General features: G+C 62.5%; 19 protein-coding genes. 5 read left to right on the top strand and 14 right to left on the bottom strand.

Annotated elements, in window-relative coordinates:
* Positions 1 to 39: 39 nt before the first annotated feature.
* The 4 genes from JQ575_RS10865 to JQ575_RS10850 all read right to left on the bottom strand — a co-directional run bounded on the left by JQ575_RS10865 (position 40) and on the right by JQ575_RS10850 (position 4,137).
* A complete protein-coding gene (locus JQ575_RS10865) occupies positions 40 to 1,644 on the bottom strand; it encodes an alkaline phosphatase family protein (protein ID WP_212033193.1) in 1,605 nt (534 codons plus the stop codon).
* A gap of 126 nt (positions 1,645 to 1,770) precedes the next feature.
* A complete protein-coding gene (gene murC / locus JQ575_RS10860) occupies positions 1,771 to 3,186 on the bottom strand; it encodes a UDP-N-acetylmuramate--L-alanine ligase (RefSeq protein ID WP_212033192.1) in 1,416 nt (471 codons plus the stop codon).
* 250 nt (positions 3,187 to 3,436) lie between these two features.
* On the bottom strand, positions 3,437 to 3,580 hold the full coding sequence (locus JQ575_RS10855) for a hypothetical protein (RefSeq protein ID WP_212033191.1): 144 nt from the start codon (positions 3,578 to 3,580) through the stop codon (positions 3,437 to 3,439).
* Between the two features lie 131 nt (positions 3,581 to 3,711).
* Complete coding sequence (locus tag JQ575_RS10850) at positions 3,712 to 4,137, bottom strand: hypothetical protein (protein ID WP_212033190.1); 426 nt, start codon at positions 4,135 to 4,137, stop codon at positions 3,712 to 3,714.
* Positions 4,138 to 4,666: 529 nt separating this feature from the next.
* Between JQ575_RS10850 and JQ575_RS10845 the strand changes: the two genes are divergently transcribed.
* Positions 4,667 to 5,773 (top strand): acyltransferase, encoded by a 1,107-nt coding sequence (locus JQ575_RS10845; protein WP_212033189.1) that lies wholly within the window; start codon positions 4,667 to 4,669, stop codon positions 5,771 to 5,773.
* A gap of 63 nt (positions 5,774 to 5,836) precedes the next feature.
* Here the strand turns inward: JQ575_RS10845 and JQ575_RS10840 are convergent, their stop codons facing one another.
* From JQ575_RS10840 to JQ575_RS10820, 5 genes are all read right to left on the bottom strand, one after another.
* On the bottom strand, positions 5,837 to 6,622 hold the full coding sequence (locus JQ575_RS10840) for a 2-keto-4-pentenoate hydratase (protein WP_212033188.1): 786 nt from the start codon (positions 6,620 to 6,622) through the stop codon (positions 5,837 to 5,839).
* Between the two features lie 248 nt (positions 6,623 to 6,870).
* Positions 6,871 to 7,098 carry a hypothetical protein gene (locus JQ575_RS10835; protein WP_212033187.1) on the bottom strand — a complete coding sequence of 76 codons (228 nt, stop codon included), beginning with the start codon at positions 7,096 to 7,098 and terminating at the stop codon, positions 6,871 to 6,873.
* A gap of 407 nt (positions 7,099 to 7,505) precedes the next feature.
* A complete protein-coding gene (locus JQ575_RS10830; RefSeq protein ID WP_212033186.1) occupies positions 7,506 to 9,770 on the bottom strand; it encodes a xanthine dehydrogenase family protein molybdopterin-binding subunit in 2,265 nt (754 codons plus the stop codon).
* A 17-nt stretch (positions 9,771 to 9,787) separates the two neighbouring features.
* Positions 9,788 to 10,264: a (2Fe-2S)-binding protein gene (locus tag JQ575_RS10825; RefSeq protein WP_211997762.1), complete on the bottom strand. Its 477-nt coding sequence runs from the start codon at positions 10,262 to 10,264 to the stop codon at positions 9,788 to 9,790.
* Positions 10,265 to 10,269: 5 nt separating this feature from the next.
* Complete coding sequence (locus tag JQ575_RS10820) at positions 10,270 to 11,139, bottom strand: xanthine dehydrogenase family protein subunit M (RefSeq protein WP_212033185.1); 870 nt, start codon at positions 11,137 to 11,139, stop codon at positions 10,270 to 10,272.
* A gap of 282 nt (positions 11,140 to 11,421) precedes the next feature.
* Between JQ575_RS10820 and JQ575_RS10815 the strand changes: the two genes are divergently transcribed.
* The 4 genes from JQ575_RS10815 (at position 11,422) to JQ575_RS10800 (ending at position 15,737) form a co-directional block, all read left to right on the top strand.
* Complete coding sequence (locus JQ575_RS10815) at positions 11,422 to 12,837, top strand: lytic murein transglycosylase (protein ID WP_212033184.1); 1,416 nt, start codon at positions 11,422 to 11,424, stop codon at positions 12,835 to 12,837.
* Between the two features lie 239 nt (positions 12,838 to 13,076).
* Positions 13,077 to 13,580 carry a DUF1993 family protein gene (locus JQ575_RS10810; RefSeq protein ID WP_212033183.1) on the top strand — a complete coding sequence of 168 codons (504 nt, stop codon included), beginning with the start codon at positions 13,077 to 13,079 and terminating at the stop codon, positions 13,578 to 13,580.
* 97 nt (positions 13,581 to 13,677) lie between these two features.
* Complete coding sequence (locus tag JQ575_RS10805; RefSeq protein WP_212033182.1) at positions 13,678 to 14,538, top strand: SDR family NAD(P)-dependent oxidoreductase; 861 nt, start codon at positions 13,678 to 13,680, stop codon at positions 14,536 to 14,538.
* Between the two features lie 98 nt (positions 14,539 to 14,636).
* A complete protein-coding gene (locus tag JQ575_RS10800; RefSeq protein ID WP_212033181.1) occupies positions 14,637 to 15,737 on the top strand; it encodes an alkene reductase in 1,101 nt (366 codons plus the stop codon).
* 174 nt (positions 15,738 to 15,911) lie between these two features.
* On the opposite strand, the gene JQ575_RS10795 is transcribed toward JQ575_RS10800, so the two are convergent.
* From JQ575_RS10795 to JQ575_RS10775, 5 genes are all read right to left on the bottom strand, one after another.
* Positions 15,912 to 17,708 (bottom strand): ABC transporter substrate-binding protein, encoded by a 1,797-nt coding sequence (locus tag JQ575_RS10795; protein ID WP_212033180.1) that lies wholly within the window; start codon positions 17,706 to 17,708, stop codon positions 15,912 to 15,914.
* A 74-nt stretch (positions 17,709 to 17,782) separates the two neighbouring features.
* Positions 17,783 to 18,109 (bottom strand): DUF2160 domain-containing protein, encoded by a 327-nt coding sequence (locus JQ575_RS10790; RefSeq protein ID WP_212033179.1) that lies wholly within the window; start codon positions 18,107 to 18,109, stop codon positions 17,783 to 17,785.
* A gap of 9 nt (positions 18,110 to 18,118) precedes the next feature.
* Complete coding sequence (locus JQ575_RS10785) at positions 18,119 to 18,925, bottom strand: carbohydrate ABC transporter permease (RefSeq protein ID WP_211997754.1); 807 nt, start codon at positions 18,923 to 18,925, stop codon at positions 18,119 to 18,121.
* Positions 18,925 to 19,827, bottom strand: coding sequence for a carbohydrate ABC transporter permease (locus JQ575_RS10780; RefSeq protein ID WP_192738501.1), 903 nt, complete (start codon positions 19,825 to 19,827; stop codon positions 18,925 to 18,927). The genes JQ575_RS10785 and JQ575_RS10780 overlap by 1 nt, the downstream gene beginning before the upstream one ends.
* Positions 19,827 to 20,912 carry an ABC transporter ATP-binding protein gene (locus JQ575_RS10775; RefSeq protein ID WP_212033178.1) on the bottom strand — a complete coding sequence of 362 codons (1,086 nt, stop codon included), beginning with the start codon at positions 20,910 to 20,912 and terminating at the stop codon, positions 19,827 to 19,829. The genes JQ575_RS10780 and JQ575_RS10775 overlap by 1 nt, the downstream gene beginning before the upstream one ends.
* Between the last annotated feature and the right edge of the window lie 10 nt (positions 20,913 to 20,922).

The following is a 20,922-nucleotide window of genomic DNA, read 5'->3' as shown; positions in this document are numbered from 1 at the left end:
CGCCTCTGCGACCCGCCCGGAAGCGCGCCGCTCACCCGCTCAGCGCATGCGCCAGCTCTTGTCGATGTAGCGCTGGCGGTCGAGTTCGGTCAGCTGCAACGCGGCGCGATAGCTACCGTCATCGGTTTTAACGAAATAGGTCTTGACCTGGATCGGCACCTGTTCCTCATCGGGGCCGTCGGCGAAGGCCTCGCGCAGCGGCCGTCCATCAAAGCGGCCGAGGTCGACCTCGCTGTCGAGATTCATCAGCGCCAGCAAGGTCGGCGCAAGGTCGACATTGCTCGAGGGCGTGCGCACGGTCACGCCACGCTTGAAATCGGCGCCCAAGGCCAGGAACGTGTTGCGGACGGTCCACGGGCTCATGCTGCCGTGGTTGCCGGCGGTGCCGGTGAGCGGCCCCGTGGTGGCCGCCTCGGTGTAGTCGGATCCGCTCACGCCCGAGGGGCTCTTGGCCGAACTCCAGGGAAAGGTGAACACGATGTCGGGACCGCGTTCGCTGTTGGCGAGGTGAACCAGTTCGAGCGCGAAGGTGCCGGGCATCTGCCCCTCCACCGGCACGCCTGAGCCGCCGGGTTTACCCGCGGTGAAAACCACGCCGACCCATTGCCGCCGCTGCAGGAAAGAAACAATGGCGCCGATCCGCTCCGGATTTCGATCACGGACATGCAGCGACATGGTCTGCCCGCTGCTGGCGAGGACGACGTCGTCGCTGTCAGGGCCGAGCTTGAGCCCGGCCTTGATCAGTTCATCAGCGACATTGACGCCGAAGATGCCGTGACCAAAGCCATGGTCGGAAACGACGATGATGTTGGTCTTGTCGATCAGCCCGAGCTCGCGCAACCGCTCGAGCACGAGGCCGACCTCGCGGTCGTCGTGACGGATGGCGGCGCGGGCCTCCGTGGAGCCTGCGCCGGCCGCGTGCTGGACGTGGTCCGGCTCGGTGAGCCAGTTGACGATCACGTCGGGCTTGAGCTCGGGCAACACGTAGTCGCGCAGCACCTGCCCGGTCCAGCTGACCTGATCGAGATAGGGATCCTTGGCGCCGCCCTTTTTCGGTGCGGCCGGAAAGCGGCGCAGGATTGCCTCGTTCGCAGTGTCGGGGAATGCCACCCGCACGCCCGGCTCCCAATCTCCATTCACGAGCACGCCGACGCCCTTTGGCGCGCGCGGGTTGACCAAAAGCGCGCTCCCGGTCGAACCCGAACTGACGACAGCCAGGGTCTTGCCGCGTTCGGCTAGAATTTCACCCAGGGTCTTGGTCAGCACCATGCGCTCGCCGGTGACGGCATCGAGTTGAAGCAGGTTCTTGTGATTATCATTGTTGAATGCCCGGTTCGGATCGACCTGCCGGACATAGAGTCGATTGCCGAAAATGCCATTGCGGTCGGGGTAGACGCCGGTCCCGATCGCTGCCGCGTTGGCACGGGTCACGGTCGGAAATACCGCGTGACCGTTTGGAAAATTTACGCCCTCCTCGCGCAGCCGCCAAAGATTGGGGGTTTCCTGCTCGGTAATGGAATCGGGCCGCAAGCCGTCCAGCACCAGCACGAGATTCAGGGTCGCTTTGCCGGCCACTGCCGGGCCGGCCGCGGTCGCTGCCGCAATGGCGGCGGCAACTGCAACCACGAAGGAAGGCTTCATCATCGATTGTCCCCGCTAAGTGCATTTTTCAGGATTTGGTGCTGCGCGTGGATTAGACAAAAGCTGTTGCAGTTCGATGACCTGCAGGCCGAATGGCAAGAACCGCTCAGCACCATCAAGCCATGCCCCCTAGCTCGGATACTTCGCCTCAACGAGTTGCGGAATGGTTCGTATCAGCCCGCCAAGCTCGCCAGAGGTCAGCAACAGGACAACATCGTCCGGCCGCAAGATGTCGCCCAATCTCGCCAATGCCTCATCCGGGTCGCTGATCGCCTCGGCATCGTAGTTCGCCGCCCTGACGCGGGCGACGATTTCATCCTGGGTCAATTGGGCATGGGTGCCGGCGCCCTGCGATGCCGGCTCATAGATGAGAATCCTGGAGGCCCCCGCAAATGCGTCGTCATAGGCCGATATCGCAGCCCGGTTTCGCCAGGTGAATGTATGCGGCTCGAACACGATGATGAGCCGACGATCGGGGAAATGGAGTTTTGTGGCGAGAATAGCGCTTCTGGCCTTTTCATAGGACGATCCAAAACCTTCGTAGACCGGCACCTTCGATGCGGGCGAGAGCAGTTCCATGCGGCGCTTGACGCCCAGGAACGTGCTCACGCCGGCGTTCAGTTCCTCGGGCGACAGCAGCTTCTTCTCCAGCAGCATCGCGCTGACGCCGACGATATTTTCGATGTTGTGATCGCCGAGCATCCGGGTCGACAGGCGAATGATTTTCTCGCTGCCGCGCATCAGGTCCAAACCGGTCTCCGCGCCGCGCGCGATGTTGGCGGCATGCCAGTGCGCCTTGTCGTCCAATGCATAAAAAACAATGGGACAGGCGAGGCTTCCGGCCAGGGCGCGCGCGTGAGGCTCGTTGCTGCAGACCACCAGAAGTCCGTCTGAAGGCAGTGAGCCAAGCAGGCTTTGAAACGGGGCAAGATAATCCGCGTGCGTCGGAAAGACGTTGATGTGGTCGTGGGTCGCCGAGGTGAGCAGAACGTTTTTTGCGTTGTAGAGGAGGAATTTCGACCGGTTGTCCCAGTTCGAGGCCGGGTATTCGTCGCCTTCGAGAACGAACGTCGGGCCCTTTCCGCGGTGCGCGTGCCGTTCGAACCCGTTGGTGATCTCGCCGATGAAATAGCTCGGGTCCCTGTTCGAGACCTTCAGGCACCACGCCAGCAGCGCAGAGCAGGTCGATTTGCCGTAGCTTCCTGCGGCTACGATCGTCTCGGAACCGGCGGTCATGTCGTGCAGCAAATCCGCAAACGATCGCACCAGCTTTCCGCTGTCCATCGCGGCGCGCACTTCTTCATTGCTGTCGGGCTGAAGCTTTGCGTTCTTGCCGATCACGATGACATCGGCATCGTCAGGAATGTTCTCTTTGCGGTATCCCGCAGCAAACGCGATCTTCTCGTTCCTGAGATAGTCGCTGACCGGCGGGTAAAAGCCTTCGTCGGAGCCGCTGATCTGCACGCCCATCTGCCGGAGCAGCAGCGCGGTTGCGCTCATGCCCTTTCCGGCAATGCCAATGAAGTGCGCTTTCAAAAAATTCATCTGCCCCCCTGATTCGGCGATATTAAAGCGTTTTCCAGCGAAGTGGATACCGGTTCGCTTCAAGAAAACGCGTCAAATCAAGAATCTGGAGCCCACGCTCCGATTCAATGGGAACTGAGGCTAGCGCTTAGCGAGGGGTGATGAAACCGGCGCGGTGCCAACGTGACGCGTATTCGCGCGGCCGGGCAGCTCAATCTTCCCGGGCTGCCATACAAAAAGGGCCCCCGCATTTCACGAGGGCCCTATCCGCCTAGTCCTCTGTTGTCTGCAATTCCTCTGTCTCGACCTTATCCGACGAAGACCTGATCCGCTCCAGCAGTTGCAGGAATTCAGCGGTTTCGTCCGCGATCGATTTCGGCTGGGGCTTGGGTGGGAACGGTATCACTTCAGACATGGGCAAAACCTCCCTGGGTGCCATTCCGTGCAGCATGTCCTTGTCCTGCGAAATTGGCGCGTTTCTGCGGCGCGCCGTTTCGCGCGCGCCCGGAAGCCGCCTTAAATAATTCCAATTCTGCTCGGGCGCGATCAGCCCCTGGATAGTCCACGCACAACGGGATTGCGGACCGGGCGCCTGGCACCGAAGCCATCAGGCAATTTTCCTGCGCGGCTTCGATCGGGTTCAGGCGACTGTTCTTCGCGGGGGATCAGCGTAGCCTCGAACGGCAAGCCCGGCGCCTGCTTGGCCGTTCCCGAGCACGACGCCAGCCTGCCCTTGAATCTCCCCGCAAGTTCGACGTCAACCACGTCGAGGCCGAACAGCGTGGGCGGACCTGCGGTATGCCGCGTGGTCGTCAACACTGCAGTGAAATTGTCGTTATCAACCTGGTAGGAGCCGCTATAGGTGAAGCAGCAGTCGCCGCCCGATATAACGCCATCTGCCAGGTGCACGATGCCGGTGCCTTCGCCACGCGAGGTCTTGTACCAAACCGCATATTGGCCGTCTCTGCACATGAAAAAAACTCTCTCATGAGGAGAACTAACAATCGGTACCAACTAAAGGTTGGCGCATCGAACCGCTACGGGGGCGTCGCTCGGTAGTTAATGATCCAGAAAACGCGAAGAGCAAATTGTAATCGCCTCAACGCGTGAGCTGATTTGCAAACTGAATGCACATGCCGCTCCGCGCGCGAAAGGCGATCGCCGGTCCGACGCACGGCCCTCCCGGCGCGCTTCAGCTGTTCACGTGAATTTCGGTTAACAGAAGCCTTCGCAAATGCCGCGGCTTCCTTTCCTGGACAACACAACCGTCACGCGTGACGACATCACTTGCAGAATCGACCGCCGGCCAAAACGCTGTAGCGTGCAATACATAACGGGTCGGCGAGAGAGATTAACAAGTTTAGGTTGTGAAATTAAGGAGTGCGTAAACTTTCCTCAGTATTTTCCCCCATATCGAACTGCCAGGGTCCCGGAAAGAACCCATGGCTGCGGCGGTTCAACAACAACAACCGTCGCGGCTGCGCCGCACAAGGGGGCTCTGTTGGCACTGCCGTTTCCATACAATCCAGCCTTGGATGGATTGCGGGCGGTCGCAGTGCTCCTGGTCATCGCAGATCACTGCGACGTTACGGTATTCGACCAGGGCTATTTTGGCGTTGATCTGTTTTTCGTTCTAAGCGGCTTTCTGATTACGCGGCTTCTCGTGGACGAAATTGGCGCGACGGGACGGATCGACCTGTGGAGATTCTATCTGCGCCGGCTGCTCCGTCTCACCCCGCCGCTGCTGCTGTTTCTGGCGGCGTACCTGCTGATTGCCCCCCTGCTCTGGCCGCAGCTCGACCTCATGTCGCATGTGCGCGACGCCGCGCTGGTGGCATTTTATCTGACCGATTATTCGCAGGCCTTCTGGCACAATCCGAAAGTGCTGATTCACACTTGGTCGCTCTCGGTCGAGGAGCACTTTTATCTGATCTGGCCGTTCGCAGTTCTGCTGCTGGCGCGCATCGGGCCTCGCGGGCGTCTGGTCGTTCTGTTCGGCCTCTATTTGCTCGCCAGCGCATGGCGTATCTACATCTATGAAACCCAGGGATGGGACGCGACGTATTATCGCTTTGATACGCGGATCGACGGCCTGATTTGTGGCGCGCTGCTGGCGACAGCCCTCCGGCACAAGGACCTGATCTCGGAAAGAGCAGCCAATGTCGCGGGCGTCGTCGCGTGGGCAGCACTCACCGTCTGCCTCTCGATCGGTTTTTGGCGTGCACCATGGTCGTTGGTGATCATGACCAATGTTGCCCATGTCGCCGCCTTTGGTTTGCTGGTCTCGGCCTCGACAAAAGAATCGAGGGTCAGTCTGGTGTTGTCTGCACCGCCGCTGGTTGGCATCGGCGTCATCTCTTACGGCATGTATCTGTGGCATTATCCGGCAGCCATCTACCTCAGGGAGTTGTTTCCCTCGTACCTGACCGGTCCGATTGTCCTCGGTTTTTCGATCGCCATGGCTACGATCAGCTACCTGGCTGTTGAACGGCCGCTGCAACGCTATCGCCGCAGTCTCGGAGGACATCAGCGCAACGCCGCGACCAAGCCCGCAGCAGTGGGCGGCGAGCAAGTGCCACAAACCGCAGCTGTCGCCACCACGACGTAGCGAGCAGGTCGTCGCGCGCGACGACATTGCCGTTGCCAAGGTCGACCGCAGGCCCTCGCCGCTCTAACGCACCTGCACATCGACGACGCCGATGCCCTCGAGACTGAAACGATAGCTCGCACCGCTATCCGGAAACACGGTCTTCATGACGCTGCCGGTCATCACCACCTGGCCGGCTTTCAGCCCCGTACCCCGCGAATTGAGCTGCGTGGCAAGCCAGGCCACGGAGTTAAAGGGATGGCCGAGGATGTCGCGGCCATAGCCCTCGCCGATGTCAACGCCATCCTTTGTGGCACGTCCCATCACCGGCTCCAGGTCGGGCCATTTCGCCGCGAACTCCGACAGGACGATGCCGCCGTTCCAGGAATTATCCGATACCAGCGAAAGCACATCGAGACTGCCGTAATCGGCGTTGCGGTCATCCACGATTTCGATGGCTGCGCAGACGCCGCCGACATGCGGCGCAATGATTTCGGCGGTCACCGGCGCAGCCGTGACCGGCACATCGGATTTGATGCGAACGGCGATTTCGAATTCGAGACCGAGCCGCCCGAAATCCGCACGACGGATGGTCGCACCGGATCGATGCACGCGGCTTGCGAGCACCACGCCGGCGATCGGGTGGTCGATCCCGCAGAACTTCTGCATCGTTGCCGACGTCAGCCCGACCTTGTAGCCCACGGTGTCGCCGTGTTCACCGCGGAGCAGCGCGACATAGCTGTCCTGAATGTCATAGGCGTCCGAGATCGTGGTGGGCTTGTCCGGCGGAGCGAGCGATTTGAACTGAACGTTGGCCTTGTGTGCCGCAAGCAGCGATTGCGCCGCGCGCCGGGCTGCAACGTCTTCCATGGCTGGTCTCCCTTTTTGTTTTATTGTAGCCCGCATGAGTTCGTAGGGTGGGTTAGCGAAGCGTAACCCACCATCTGCTTTCGTCGGAGCAACTGGTGGGTATCGCTTCCGCCTTCGCTCTTTGAGCTACGGCGGACAAGTCGCTCCACCCACCCTACGCAGATATCTTGTAGCCCGCATGAGCGCAGCGATATGCGGGATTCGAAAGAAGACCCGGATGTCGCTTTCGCTCATCCGGGCTACGCCTGCTAGCGTTTGCCCGAGACTACCGCCTTGAACGCACCGTTCGCCAATTCAAAGTAATGCGGGCCTTCCGGGCCTTTTTCGTTGATCATTCCGTGCAGGGCGACCAGGCGGCTCTGCAACTGGAATTCGACCGGCTCGAAATTTTGGGCGACCTCTATCGGCCAACAGCAAACCGACCCCGGCAGAAAAATGACCTTTCCGGACTTCAGGTCCACCGCGGCGCCGAGCACGCAGCCGGTGCCACAGCCCCATGTGAACGTAATGGCCGGCGAAATTGGCCGGCTGGCTGCCGGCCTCCCGGAGCCGCGTCCGATATTCCCGGTTTTCCGGTGGTTTCAAATCGACCTTGGCAGCGCGGCCTCGAAACACCTCGCCCGCCGGGTAATCCCGGGATTGTGGAATTGGTGCAGTGGACTGGGCGTGCGCACCGTTCGATACCGAAAGCGCGAGCAACAGGATGACGAATGCAAGCGCGCGGCGGCGGGTTTCGAAGGTTGAGGCGGCCTGTCCAGTCATGATTGGTGTATATGGCGGGCTAAGAAGTAGGGTGGGTTAGCGAAGCGTAACCCACCATCTTTCTTTCGTCGGGACAAGTGGTGGGTATCGCTGCGCTCCACCCACCCTACGCATCAATTATTTACTCCGCCGCCTGCCGTGTCTCCGGCGCGTCGATGACTTCCAGCACCTTTGGCGGCGACATCGGCAGTGCATAGAAGCGTTTGCCGAGCGCGTTGTAGATCGCATTCGCCACCGCGGCCATCACGGGGACCAGCGGCACTTCGCCGACGCCCTTGACGCCTTGCGGGTGTTTCGGGTTCGGCACCTCCACCATGATGCAGTCGATCATCGGCAGGTCGGAACAAACAGGCATGCGATAGTCGAGGAAGCCGGGATTATCGACCTTGCCCTCCTTCGTATAGATGTATTCCTCGTTCAGCGCCCAGCCGATGCCTTGCGCGACGCCGCCCTGCAGCTGGCCTTCGACATAGCCGGGGTGGATGGCGCGACCGACATCCTGCACGGCGGTGTAGCGGGTCACGCGCGCGATACCGAGATCGACGTCGACCTCGACGTCGCAGATGTGCGTGCCAAAGCCGCCATCCGCGCCCTGCGTGTTGAGCTGCACGCCGGCGCCGATCGGGCCGCCCATTGCGGGCGCCTTCTCGGCGAGATCCTTCAGCGTCAGCGGCGGGAACTGGCCGGCATTCGGGCTCACCGGATGCGCCGCGCCGTCTTCCCACTTCACCGCTTCGGGATCGATCTCCCAGATTTTTGCGGCGCGTTCGCGCAGAGTGTGGATGATCTTTTCGGCCGACTGCGTCACCACGATCGAGGAGGCGAACAGCACGCGGCTGCCGCCGGTAAGGTTCGAGAAGCCGATGGTCTGGGTATCGCCGATGATGACGGAGACGCGGCGATAGTCGATGCCGAGCAGTTCGGCGCAGATGTTGGCGATGCCGGCGCGCGAGCCGCCAATATCAGGGTGCCCCGTGGTGACGACGACGTTGCCGTCCTCGGTGATGTTGACCTGCGCGGAGGATTCGCCACCGGCATTAAACCAGAAGCCGGATGCGACGCCGCGTCCTTGAAGTTTTCCCAGCGGCGCCTTGTAGTGATCCGACGCCTTTGCCGCTTCCACCGTCTCGATGTAGCCGATGCGCGGGAAGGTCGGGCCGTGCGCGGCCTTGGTTCCTTCCTTGGCGGCGTTCTTCAGGCGGAAGTCGAGCGGGTCCATCTTCAGGGCCTCGGCGACCTCGTCGAGCACGCATTCCACCGCGTAGGCGCCGATCGGCGCGCCCGGCGCGCGATAGGCCGCCACTTTCGAGCGGTTGGAGCAGACGTCATAGCCTTCCGACAGCAGGTTCGGGATGTCGTAGGGCGTGAAGCTGCAGCCGACCGCGCCGCGGATCGGCGAGCCCGGGAGGGCGCCGGCCTGCAGATAGAAGGTGCCGTGCGCGGCGACGATCTTGCCGTCCTTGGTGGCGCCGATCTTCACCGTGCTCTTCGAGCCTGACGTCGGCCCGGTGGCACGCATCACTTCCTCGCGCGTCATCACCATCTTCACCGGGCGGCCGGACTTTTTCGCCAGCAGCGTCGCGAGCGGTTCGAGATAGACGATGGTCTTGCCGCCAAAGCCGCCGCCGATCTCGGCGGGGATGGCGCGGATGTCGCTCTGCGGGATGCCGGTGAGATGGGCCGTCATCGCGCGGACCATGAACTGGCCCTGGCTGGAGCTCCAGATCGTGGTCTTGCCATCGGGCGCGACACTGATCAGGCACGCATGCGGTTCGATATAGCCCTGATGCACGGGGCGCGTCGTGAAGCTGCGCTCGATGACGACGTCGGCCTTCTTGAAGCCTTCGGCGAGATCGCCCTTCTTGTGCTCGAGCCGGCCGGCGATGTTGGAGGGCTTGCCCTCGAACGTGTTGAACTCGTGCAGGATCGGCGCGTCGGATTTGATCGCGTCCTCGATCTCGATCACGAAAGGCAGCACTTCGTAGTCGACCTCGATCAGCTTGCAGGCTTCCGCCGCGATCGCTTCGCTGGTAGCGGCAACGGCCGCAATGGGGTGCCCGGGAAACAGCGCCTTTTCGCGCGCCATCACGTTGCGGCACATCCAGCGCATGTCCTGGATGCCGAGCATGACGGCGCCCTTCTCGATCGGGAAATCGACGATGTCGCGCGCGGTGACGACGGCCTTGACGCCGGGCAGCGCTTCCGCCTTCGCGGTGTTGATCGACTTGATGCGCGCATGCGCGTGCGGGCTGCGCAACACCTTGCCCCAGATCATGCCGGGCATATTGGTGTCGGCGGCGAACTGCGCGCGGCCGGTCACCTTGTCCATACCGTCTGGACGAATGGTGCGCTGGCCGATCCACTTGTTGTTGGTGACGACGGTCATGGTGCTGGCTCCGGCTGTTATTGGGCGCGCATTTCGGCCGCGGTGTCCATGACAGCGCGAACGATCTTGTCATAACCGGTGCACCGGCAGAGATTGCCGGCGAGCCAGAACCGAACCTCTTCCTCGCTCGGCTTCGGATTCCGCTTCAGCAGCGCGTCCGATGCCACCAGCATGCCCGAGGTGCAGATGCCGCACTGAAGCGCGGCCATTTCCAGAAACTTCTGCTGCAGCGGATGCAGCTTTTCGCCCTGGGCCATGCCCTCGATGGTGCGGAGCTCGTGGCCTTCGGATTCGACCGCGAGCATCAGGCAGGAACAGATGAGGTTGTCATCGACCGTGATGCTGCAGGCGCCGCAGTCGCCGGAGGCGCAGCCTTCCTTGGAGCCGGTGAGCCCGAGCGGCCCGCGCAGCGCATCGAGCATGGTGTCGTTGGGCTCGCAGAGAAACTCTGACGGTTCGCCGTTGATGGTGGTTGAGACGTGGACCTTGGCCATGAAGCTTAATTCCCTTTGGCGCGTTGGGCGGCAATCGCGGTGGTGCGCTTGAGCAGCACACCGGCCACTTTGGTGCGGTAAGCGATCGTGCCGCGCTTGTCGTCGATCGGACGGCAGGCGGCGGAACAGGCGGCGGCGGCCGCATTGAGCGCGGCTTCGTCGAGCTTGCTGCCGATCAGGGCTTTGGCGGCCGCTTCAACCAGCAGCACGGTCGGTGCAACAGCCCCGAGGCCGACGCGGGCGGCGGTGCAGACGCCGTCCTTCAGCGTCAGGCTGACGCCGAGGCCGACCACGGCGATGTCCATTTCAGTGCGCGGGATCATGCGCAAATACGCGTCGCTCGAGCCTTTGGGACGCGGCGGCAGCGTGAAGCTGACGAGGATTTCGCCGGGCTTGAAATTGGTGCGGCCCGGACCCGCCGGCACCTGTTCCACCGGCAACTCGCGGCGGCCATCCGGTCCTTGCACCGTGACAACAGCACCGGCCGCGACCATGGCGGGCACGCTGTCGCCGGCCGGCGAGCCGTTGCAGAGATTGCCGCCGGCGGACGCCCGCCCCTGGACCTGCTTGGAGCCGATCAGGTTGACGGCCTCCAGCACGCCGGGCCAGACCTTGCCGAAACTGGCATGATCGTGCAGCGCCATGCCGGAAACGGCGGCGCCGACGCGAAACCCGCCATCGGCGGTTTGCTCGATTTTGGTCATCTCGGCGATTTTCTTGATGTCGACGATCAGGCCCGGCTTCACGACGCCGGCGCGCATTTGGACCAGAAGATCGGTACCGCCGGCCAGGATGCGCCCTGCACTTCCGGCCGCGGCGAACGCCTTGATCGCTTCATCAAGCGAATTGGGCGCCAAATATCGGAGTTCCGTCATGGTTGTCCGTCATCTCCCCTTTTCTGCCCGCCCCATATGGGCGTCGGCCTTATGCGGCCAGCAGTTGCGGTAGCCTACACGGGCGATCCGGGTTGGAACAGCCTCCGGGCTGCGGTTCTGGCGGCAGGCTCCTATGCAGGAAGCGGGCTTGTTCTCACATCGTCGGAAGCACGGATATCCTTGACGCCAGCGCCCGCCACGTGGCCTCGTCTACCCGTCCATCTGTCCATGCCCTCCCCCTGGAGGGTGAACAGCACCTTTCGCCGTCTGCTCGGAAACTGCATGCGAAATTTTTCAACGACCCATTTCCTTCCTGGCGCAGTGCTGCTGGCGATCCTCTCCGGACCGCAGCAAGCATCGTCCCAACCAGCCCCGGCTCCCGTGCGCCCCGCTCCCGCCCGGCCCGCCGTTGCGCCTCAGCCCAGGCCCGCTGCGGTACCCAGGCCCGCTGCGGTGCCGGGCGAGCAGCCGGCCGCGCGACCCGTCGCCACGGCGCCGCGGGGCGGTGCGGCGTGCCACAACGGCATGAGTTTCGATCGCTTCCTCTCTGAGCTGAAGCAGAAGGCCGTGGCGGAAGGCGTCTCGCAGCGCGCGATGGCGGAAGCCGCCCCCTACCTCGTCTACGACCAGAGCATCGTCAACCGCGACCGCGGCCAGCGCGTGTTCGGCCAGGTGTTCACCGAGTTTTCGCGGAACAGGGCATCCGATGGCGCGGCGAAAAATGCGCAAGCGCGAATCCGGATGCATCAGGCCGCGTTCAACCTCGCCGAGAAGGAATACGGCGTGCCGCCGGCGGTGATCGCCGCGTTCTGGGGGCTGGAGAGCAGCTTTGGCGCCGAACTCGGCAAGCTGCATACGCTCCCCTCGCTGGTGTCGCTGGCGTATGACTGCCGCCGCTCGGAAATGTTCCAGAAGGAGACCATCGCCGCGCTGAAGATCGTCGATCGCGGCGACCTCACCGCAAGCGAGATGATCGGATCGTGGGCCGGCGAACTCGGCCAGACTCAGTTTCTGCCGACGCATTATTTCAACTACGCGGTCGATTACGACGGCGATGGCCATCGCAATCTGCTGAGCAGCGCGCCCGACGTGATCGGCTCGACCGCGAATTATATCGCCAATGGTTTGAAATGGCGGCGCGGCGAGCCGTGGCTGCAGGAAGTGCGCGCGCCGCAAAACCTGGCTTCAAGTTTTCCTTGGGACCAGGCCGACTTGACCATCAAACTGCCGCGCTCGAAATGGGCGCAGCTCGGCGTCACCTTTGCCGACGGCAAGCCGTTGCCGAACGACGATCTGCCGGCGTCGATGCTGTTGCCGATGGGCCGCACCGGTCCGGCGTTCCTGGCCTACGCGAATTTCGCCGCCTACACCGAATGGAACAACTCGCTGATCTATTCGACCACCGCCGGTTATCTCGCGGCCCGCATCGCGGGTGCCGCACCGATGCGCCAGCCCAGCGCGCCGGTGGCGCAACTGCCGCTCAACGAGCTCAAGGAATTGCAGCAGCTCCTGGTGCGCGCCGGTTTCAACGTCGGCAAAATCGACGGCATCATGGGACAGCTCAGCCGCACCGCCGTGAAGACGATGCAGATCAAATACGGCCTGCCGGCGGATTCCTGGCCGACCGCCGAATTGCTGGCGCGGATGCGCGGGCCCCGCGCGGAGCCGGCGGCGGCGGTGATGCCGCAGGCAAGGTGAAAGCTCCTCATGGTGAGGAGGCGCCCTTGCGCCGTCTCGAACCATGAGGCCACAGGCGGGCCTGCATCCTTCGAGACGCGGCCAAGGGGCCGCTCCTCAGGATGAGGAGCTGCTCAGCGCGCCGGATATTTGACTACATTTCCCAAGGTCTACGCGTTGCAATCTCCTCTCCCCCGCCCCACCTGCAGCAACGCAGTCTCTGCATGCCATAAAATTCCACACAACGAAAAGAGCATCACATGTCTTTCTACGACGCCACTGTTCCGGCCTATCTGCAAATTCTAGGTAGCCTCTCCGGCTTGCTCACCAAGGCAGAAGCGCATTGCGAGGCGAAGAAGATCCAGCCCGAGGTGCTGTTAGGTTCGCGCCTCTATCCGGACATGCTGCCGCTCTCCAAGCAGATCCAGCTTGCCACCGATTTTGCGGTCAGGGGTTGTGCCCGCGTCACCCATAGCGAAGTGCCGTCGACACCCGACACCGAAAAGACTTTTGAGGAATTGCGCCAGCGGCTCGCCAGGACCGTTGACTACGTCAAGTCGTTCAAGCCCCAGCAGTTCGAGGGCGCCGACACCAGGGACGTCACCTTTCCGATGGGGCCGGACAAGACCATGACGCTGAAGGGCCAGCAGTTCATCTCGAACTTCTCGCTTCCGCAATTCTACTTCCATGCCGCCATTGCCCACGGCATCCTGCGCCACAATGGCGTCGAGGTCGGCAAGCGCGATTACATGGGCGCGAACTGACCGGTTTCGCCTGGCAAGACCGGACGCCTTAGCGTCACAGGCTTTGCCGTGCTAGTGCTCCCTTCAGCAAGAACAAAATGCTGAAGGGAGACCGCCGATGTCCACCACCACGCAAGCACCAAAGCAACTCGATCCCGCCGCTTCGCTTCACGCCGAAACGCTCGGGCTCGCGAAAGGTCGTGGCCGGCTGGAAGGGCGCCGCATCATCGTGGTCGGGGCCGGCCAGCGCAACATCATCGACGCGGAGCCGCCTGTCGGTAACGGCCGCGCAATGTCGGTATTGTTCGCGCGCGAGGGCGCGCATGTCGCCTGCATCGACATCAGCAAGGAAGCCGCCGATGACACGGTCAGGCAGATCACCAGCGAAGGCGGCAGGGCGTTCACCGACGTGGTCGATGTCTCCGACATAGCTGCAATTGCGCCGGCGATCGCGCGCTGCGCCAAGCAACTCGGCGGCCTCGATGGGCTGGCGCTCAATGTCGGAATTTCCTGCGGGCTGTCGCTGCCGAAGATGACGGCGGAAGCCTGGGACAGGGATTATGCCGTCAACGTGCGCAGCCACATGCTGTTCGCGCAAGCGGCTCTCGACGTAATGTCGCCGGGTGGCGCGATCACGCTGACCTCGTCGATGGCCAGCCAGCGCGCCAACGGCCGCAACCCGGCCTATGAATCCTCCAAGGCAGCGCAGATCGCGCTCGGCCGCGCCATTGCGCGGGCCGGTGAAGAAAAGGGCATTCGCTGCAATGTGATCGCGCCGGGCTTCATCGATTCCCCGATGGGCCGCGATGCCAGCCGCAGGCGGGCCGACCGCGCGCTGACGGTACCGTTCGGCCGCCAGGGCACCGGCTGGGAGGTCGCCTATGCTGCGCTGTTCCTGATTTCGAATGAATCATCCTACGTCAACGCCTACACCCTGTTCCTCGACGCCGGCCACATGGCCGGGATCGTGCGGACCTAGCCTGCAGCGGCCGAATGGCTTCCGAGTACCTTTGGGCATTGCGCAATCCGCCGTAATGCCCAACTGTTCCCCATCATCCACCTTTCGGAAATCCCTTCATGAGCCAGACCACACTATTCGAGCCCTACAAGCTTGGCGCGATCACGCTGCCGAACCGCCTTGTCATGGCGCCCCTGACCCGCAACCGCGCGGTGCCTGGCAGCTTCGTGCCGAGCGAGCTTGCCATCGACTATTACGGCCAGCGCGCTTCCGCGGGATTGCTGATCACCGAGGCCAGCCAGATCTCGCAGCAGGGCCAGGGCTACCAGGACACGCCCGGCATCTATTCGAAGGAGCAGGTCGCGGGCTGGCGCAAGGTCACCGACCGCGTGCATGAAAACGGCGGACGCATCTTCATCCAGATCTGGCACGTCGGCCGCATCTCGCATGATTCCTTGCAGCCCGGCGGCGGCAAGCCGGTGGCTCCGTCCGCGATCCGCGCCAAGGGCAAGACTTTTGTCAACGGCACCTTCACCGACATCTCCGAGCCGCGCGAGCTTGAGCTGTCGGAAATTCCAGCGATCATCGAAGACTTCAAGCGCGGCACCGAGAATGCGCTCGCCGCCGGTTTTGACGGCATCGAAATCCACGGCGCCAACGGCTATCTGCTCGACCAGTTCGCCAAGGACGGCACCAACAAGCGTACCGATGCCTATGGTGGTTCAATCGAGAACCGCGCCAAGTTGATGCTGGAAGTATCGAAGGCGGTAGCCGCGGTCGCCGGCCCCGAGCGCACCGGCATCCGCATTTCGCCGGTGACGCCGGCCAATGATGTGTCAGATTCAAATCCGCAGCCGCTGTTCGATCACATCGTGGATGGGCTCAACGCGCTGAAGCTGACCTATATCCACCTCGTTGAGGGCGCGACCGGCGGCCCGCGCGACCACGCGCCGTTCGACTATGGTTCGTTGCGCAAGCGCTTCAAGCAGGCCTATGTCGCCAACAACGGCTACGATTTCGACCTGGCGACAAAGCAACTCGATGCCAACGCGGCCGACCTGATCGCATTCGGCAAACCGTTCATCTCCAACCCCGATTTGGTCGAACGGCTGAAGAAGGGTGCGCCGCTGAACGCGTTCGACAAGGCGACGTTCTATGGCGGCGGCGCCAAGGGATATACGGACTATCCGACGCTCGGAGCGAAGCAGGCGGCGGAGTAGGAACGCCGTCATTCCGGGATGGCCCGCAGGGCCAGACCCGGAATCCATCAGGCGGCATAACTTGTAGTACCATGGATTCCGGGCTCGCGCTTCGCGCGCCCCGGAATGACGAGAAGAAAAAAGGCCGGGATCGCTCCCGGCCTTTAGTTTTTGCATCACTCGTAATCGCGAGGCTTACTTCGCTTCTGCCCGCTTCGGCGGTGTTGCCGGCCACGACTTCACCAGTGTGTCGTAGTCGACGGTTTCGCCCTTCGGCTTCTCGTTCGCCAGCTTGCGCTGCGGAGCGACGTTGCCGTCCTTCTCCGACTTGGCGAACCAGAACTCGGCGGTCTCCTTCTTGTTCAGCTTCGGTCCGCAGGCGCCCTGCACGTTGGATTTCTCCAGACGCTCGAGCACGGAGTCCTGGGCTGCCGCCAGGGCGTCCATCGCGGCTTGCGGCGTCTTCGCACCGGACGACGCATCGCCGATGTTCTGCCACCACAATTGCGCGAGCTTCGGATAGTCAGGCACGTTGTTGCCGGTCGGGGTCCACTGCACGCGCGCAGGCGAGCGGTAGAACTCGATCAGGCCGCCGAGCTTCGGCGCACGTTCAGTAAAGGACTTATCCCAGATGTCGGATTCGCGAATGAACGTGAGACCGACGTGGCTCTTCTTCAGGCTCACCGTCTTGGAGGTGATGAACTGCAGATAGAGCCAGGCCGCCTTGCGGCGGTCCGCCGGCGTCGACTTCAGGAGCGTCGCCGAACCGGCGTCCTGGTAGCCGAGCTTCATGCCTTCCTTCCAGTACGAGCCGTGCGGCGACGGCGCCATACGCCACTTCGGCGAACCGTCGGCGTTCACGACCGCAATACCGGGCTTCACCATGTCGGCGGTGAAGGCGGTGTACCAGAAGATCTGCTGGGCGATGTTGCCTTGCGCCGGTACCGGTCCGGCTTCGCCGAAGGTCATGCCTTGCGCCTGAGGCGGGGCATACTTCTTCATCCAGTCGAGATATTTGGCGATCGAATAGACCGCCGCCGGACCGTTGGTGTCACCGCCGCGCTCGACGGATGAACCCACCGGACGGCAGCCTTCCATGCGGATGCCCCATTCGTCGACCGGCTTGCCGTTCGGGATGCCCTTGTCGCCGTTGCCGGCCATCGACAGCCAGGCATCGGTGAACCGCCAGCCGAGCGAGGGATCCTTCTTGCCGTAGTCCATGTGACCATAGACCTTGGCGCCGTTGATCTCCTTGATGTCGTTGGTGAAGAACTCGGCGATATCTTCATAGGCCGACCAGTTCACGGGAACGCCGAGATCGTAGCCATACTTGGCCTTGAACTTGGCCTTGTAGTCCGGATTGGAGAACCAGTCGTAGCGGAACCAATAGAGGTTCGCGAACTGCTGGACGGGCAGCTGATAGAGCTTGCCGTCCGGTCCCGTGGTGAAGGATTTGCCGATGAAGTCGTTGACGTCGAGATTGGGATTGGTGACGTCCTTGCCTTCGCCGGTCATGTAGTCCGACAGCACGACCGTCTGGTTGTAGCGGAAGTGGGTGCCGATCAGGTCCGAGTCGTTGATCCAGCCGTCATAGACGTTCTTGCCGGACTGCATCTGGGTCTGCAGCTTTTCGACCACGTCACCTTCCTGGATCAAGTCGTGCTTCAGCTTGATGCCGGTGATCTCGGTGAACGCCTTCGCCAGCGTCTTGGATTCATATTCATGCGTGGTGATGGTTTCCGACACCACGTTGATTTCCATCCCCTTGAAGGGCTGGGCGGCCTTTTCGAACCACTGCAGTTCCTTCAGCTGGTCCGCCTTCGACAGCGTCGAGGGCTGGAATTCGCTGTCGATCCAGCGCTGATTGACCGCATCGTCCGCACTGGCGGGTGCGGCGATCGTCACGGAAGCTGCGATCAGCGCAGCCGCGCTGGTCATCGTCAGAAAGCTCTCCTTGGTCAATGGGCCGTTCCTTCCTCTAAAACGTCGCATGTTGAGTCCTCCGGTTGCAGCGACAAACAATTTTCAGGCCCGGGTTGGTCCCGGATCTGTCTTTTTTCGCCTCATCAGACGGTGCGGAAAACCGCCACGGCCGAAACAAGCGAAATCACGGTAGCGAGCCACAGGCTCGATATTTCAACACCCTCTCCGATCGGCAGCGTCGCGATCGAATCGATACCGACAAAGGCGATCCACAACAGGTGGATGACCGCGGCGAGCACCAGCGAGATGAACAGCCGGTCGCCGCGCGTGGTCGGAATCCGCAGCACGCCGACGCGCTCGGCCTCGGGATACGCCGCCGCAAGCCAGGTCATGACACCCAGCGTCAGCGACAGCATCACGAAGAAGATCGCGGTCGGGAGCGTCCAGGCCATCCATGCGATGTGTTCCATGAATGCCCCCTACACTCGGCCGAGCGCAAAACCGCGCGCGATGTAGTTGCGGACGAACCAGATCACCAGCGCACCGGGGATGATGGTGAGCACACCGGCCGCCGCCAGCAGGCCCCAATCCATGCCGGCCGCCGAGACGGTGCGGGTCATGATCGCCGAGATCGGTTTTGCGTTCACCGACGTCAGTGTGCGCGCCAGCAGCAGTTCGACCCAGGAGAACATGAAGCAGAAGAACGCCGCGACGCCGATGCCGCTCGCGATCAAGGGCACCAGGATCTTGATGAAGAAGCGCGGGAACGAATAACCGTCGAGGAACGCGGTCTCGTCGATCTCGCGTGGCACGCCCGAGACAAAACCTTCGAGGATCCAGACCGCGAGCGGGACGTTGAAGATGCAATGCGCGAGAGCCACCGCCCACGGCGTATCGAACAGATTGATCGCCGAATAGAGATTGAAGAACGGCAGCGCATAGACCGCCGCCGGCGCCATCCGGTTCGACAGCAGCCAGAAGAACAGATGCTTATCGCCGAGAAAACGGTAGCGCGAGAAGCCGTAAGCCGCAGGCAGCGCCACCGCGATCGAGATCACGGTGTTGATCAGGACATAGGTCAGCGAGTTGATGTAGCCGGAATACCAGCTCTCGTCGGTGAAGATGCGCTTGTAGTTTTCCAGCGTCGGCTGGTGCGGCCACAGCGTCATGGTGGAGACGATCTCGGCATTGGTCTTGAAGCTCATGTTGACGAGCCAGTAGATCGGCAACAGCAGGAAGATCAGGAAGGTGATGAGGATGACGCGGCGTCCGGGAATCGAATGCATCATTCAGCTCCCTGTTTGACCGGGCGTTCGGCCCCGGCGTTTGTCATCACGGTATAGAACACCCAGCACACGATCAGGATGATGAGATTGTAGACCAGCGAGAGCGCGGCGGCCTTGCCGAGGTCGAACTGGCCGAGCGCGATCTTGACCAGTTCGATCGAGACGAAGGTGGTCGAATTGCCGGGACCGCCGCCGGTCACCACGAACGGCTCGGTGTAGATCATGAAACTGTCCATGAAGCGAAGCAGCACCGCGATCAGCAGCACGCGGTTCATCTTCGGCAACTGGATCGCCGTGAACACCGCCCAGCGCGAGGCGCCATCGATCTGCGCCGCCTGGTAATAGGCGTCGGGGATCGACTTCAGTCCGGCGTAGCACAGCAGCGCGACCAGGCTGGTCCAGTGCCAGACATCCATCACGATGACGGTGGCCCAGGCGTCGAACTCGTTGGAGACGTAGTTGTAGTTGATGCCGAGGCTGTTCAGCGTGTAGCCGAGCAGGCCGATGTCGGGCCGGCCGAAGATCTGCCAGATGGTGCCGACCACGTTCCACGGAATCAAAAGCGGCAGCGCCAGGATCACGAGGCAGGCGGCGACGCTCCAGCCGTCGCGCGGCATCGACAGCGCGACCACGATCCCGAGCGGCACCTCGATCGCGAGAATGATGGCCGAGAACAGCAGATTGCGGCCGAGCGACGCCAGGAAGCGTCCACCGAGATCGGTCGACGGGTCGAGCAGTTCCTTGAACCAGCCGACGCCGTTCCAGAAGAACTGGTTGTTGCCGAAGGTGTCCTGCATCGAATAGTTCACCACCGTCATCAGCGGCAGGATCGCGGAGAACGCGACCACCAGAAACACCGGCAGCACCAGGAACCAGGCTTTTTGGTTGATCGTCTTGTCCATCAGGCGGTCCCCTCGACCAGACGGCTGTCGGCATAGACGTGAACATGCGTCGGATTGAAAACCAGTCCGGCAGTCTCGCCGGAGACTGAAAACCCCGGCGGTACCCGCGCGGCGAACTTGGCGTCGCCGATCCGGACGCGCGCGAAGCGGACGCGGCCGAGATCGTCGATGCGCTCGATATTGGCCGACAGCAATCCCGGCGCGGGCGCCGCGACGTCGACGAATTCCGGACGCACGCCGACTTCGATCTTCGCGCCCGCCGGCAGCGTGTCATAGCTGCGGTTCAATGCGATCGGGTGACCGCTGATCCGGGCCTCGCGGCCCCTCACCTCGGCCGGCACGATATTCATGCCGGGCGAGCCGATGAAGTAGCCGACGAACGTATGTGCGGGCTTGTCGAACAGTTCGGCCGGCGTGCCGCTCTGAACCACCCGGCCGTCATGCATCACCACCACCGTGTCGGCAAAGGTCAGCGCCTCGGTCTGGTCATGGGTGACGTAGATCATCGTGAGATCGAGGTCGCGATGCAGCGCCTTGAGCTTGGAGCGCAACTGCCACTTCAATTCGGGATCGATCACCGTCAGCGGCTCGTCGAACAGGATCGCGGCGACGTCTGATCGCACCAGGCCGCGGCCGAGCGAGATCTTCTGCTTGGCGTCCGCGGTCAGCCGAGTTGCCTTGCGATCGAGATGCGGCGTGAGGTCGAGCAGGTCGGCGATCTGCTTCACGCGCGCGTCGATTTCGGCTTTCGGGACGCCGCGGTTCTTCAAGGGGAATGCGAGGTTCTGCCCGACCGTCATGGTGTCGTAGATCACCGGAAACTGGAACACCTGCGCGATATTGCGCTTCTGGGTTGACAGCGGTGTGATATCGGCGCCGTCGAACAATATCTGGCCGCGCGACGGCGTCACGATCCCGGAAATCAGGTTGAGCAGCGTGGTCTTGCCGCAGCCGGACGGCCCGAGCAGCGCATAGGCGCCGCCCTGGCGCCAGGTCATCGTCACCGGCTTCAGCGCAAATGATTCGGTCGCGGCGTCATTGCCGCCGTAGGAATGCGCGAGATCGACGAGGTCAATGCGGGCCATGCGGCATCTC

Source organism: Bradyrhizobium sp. JYMT SZCCT0428 (assembly GCF_018131075.1).
Lineage (GTDB): Bacteria > Pseudomonadota > Alphaproteobacteria > Rhizobiales > Xanthobacteraceae > Bradyrhizobium.
The sequence above is the reverse complement of the archived record's forward strand: the minus strand, read 5'-3'. Positions and strand labels throughout refer to the sequence as shown.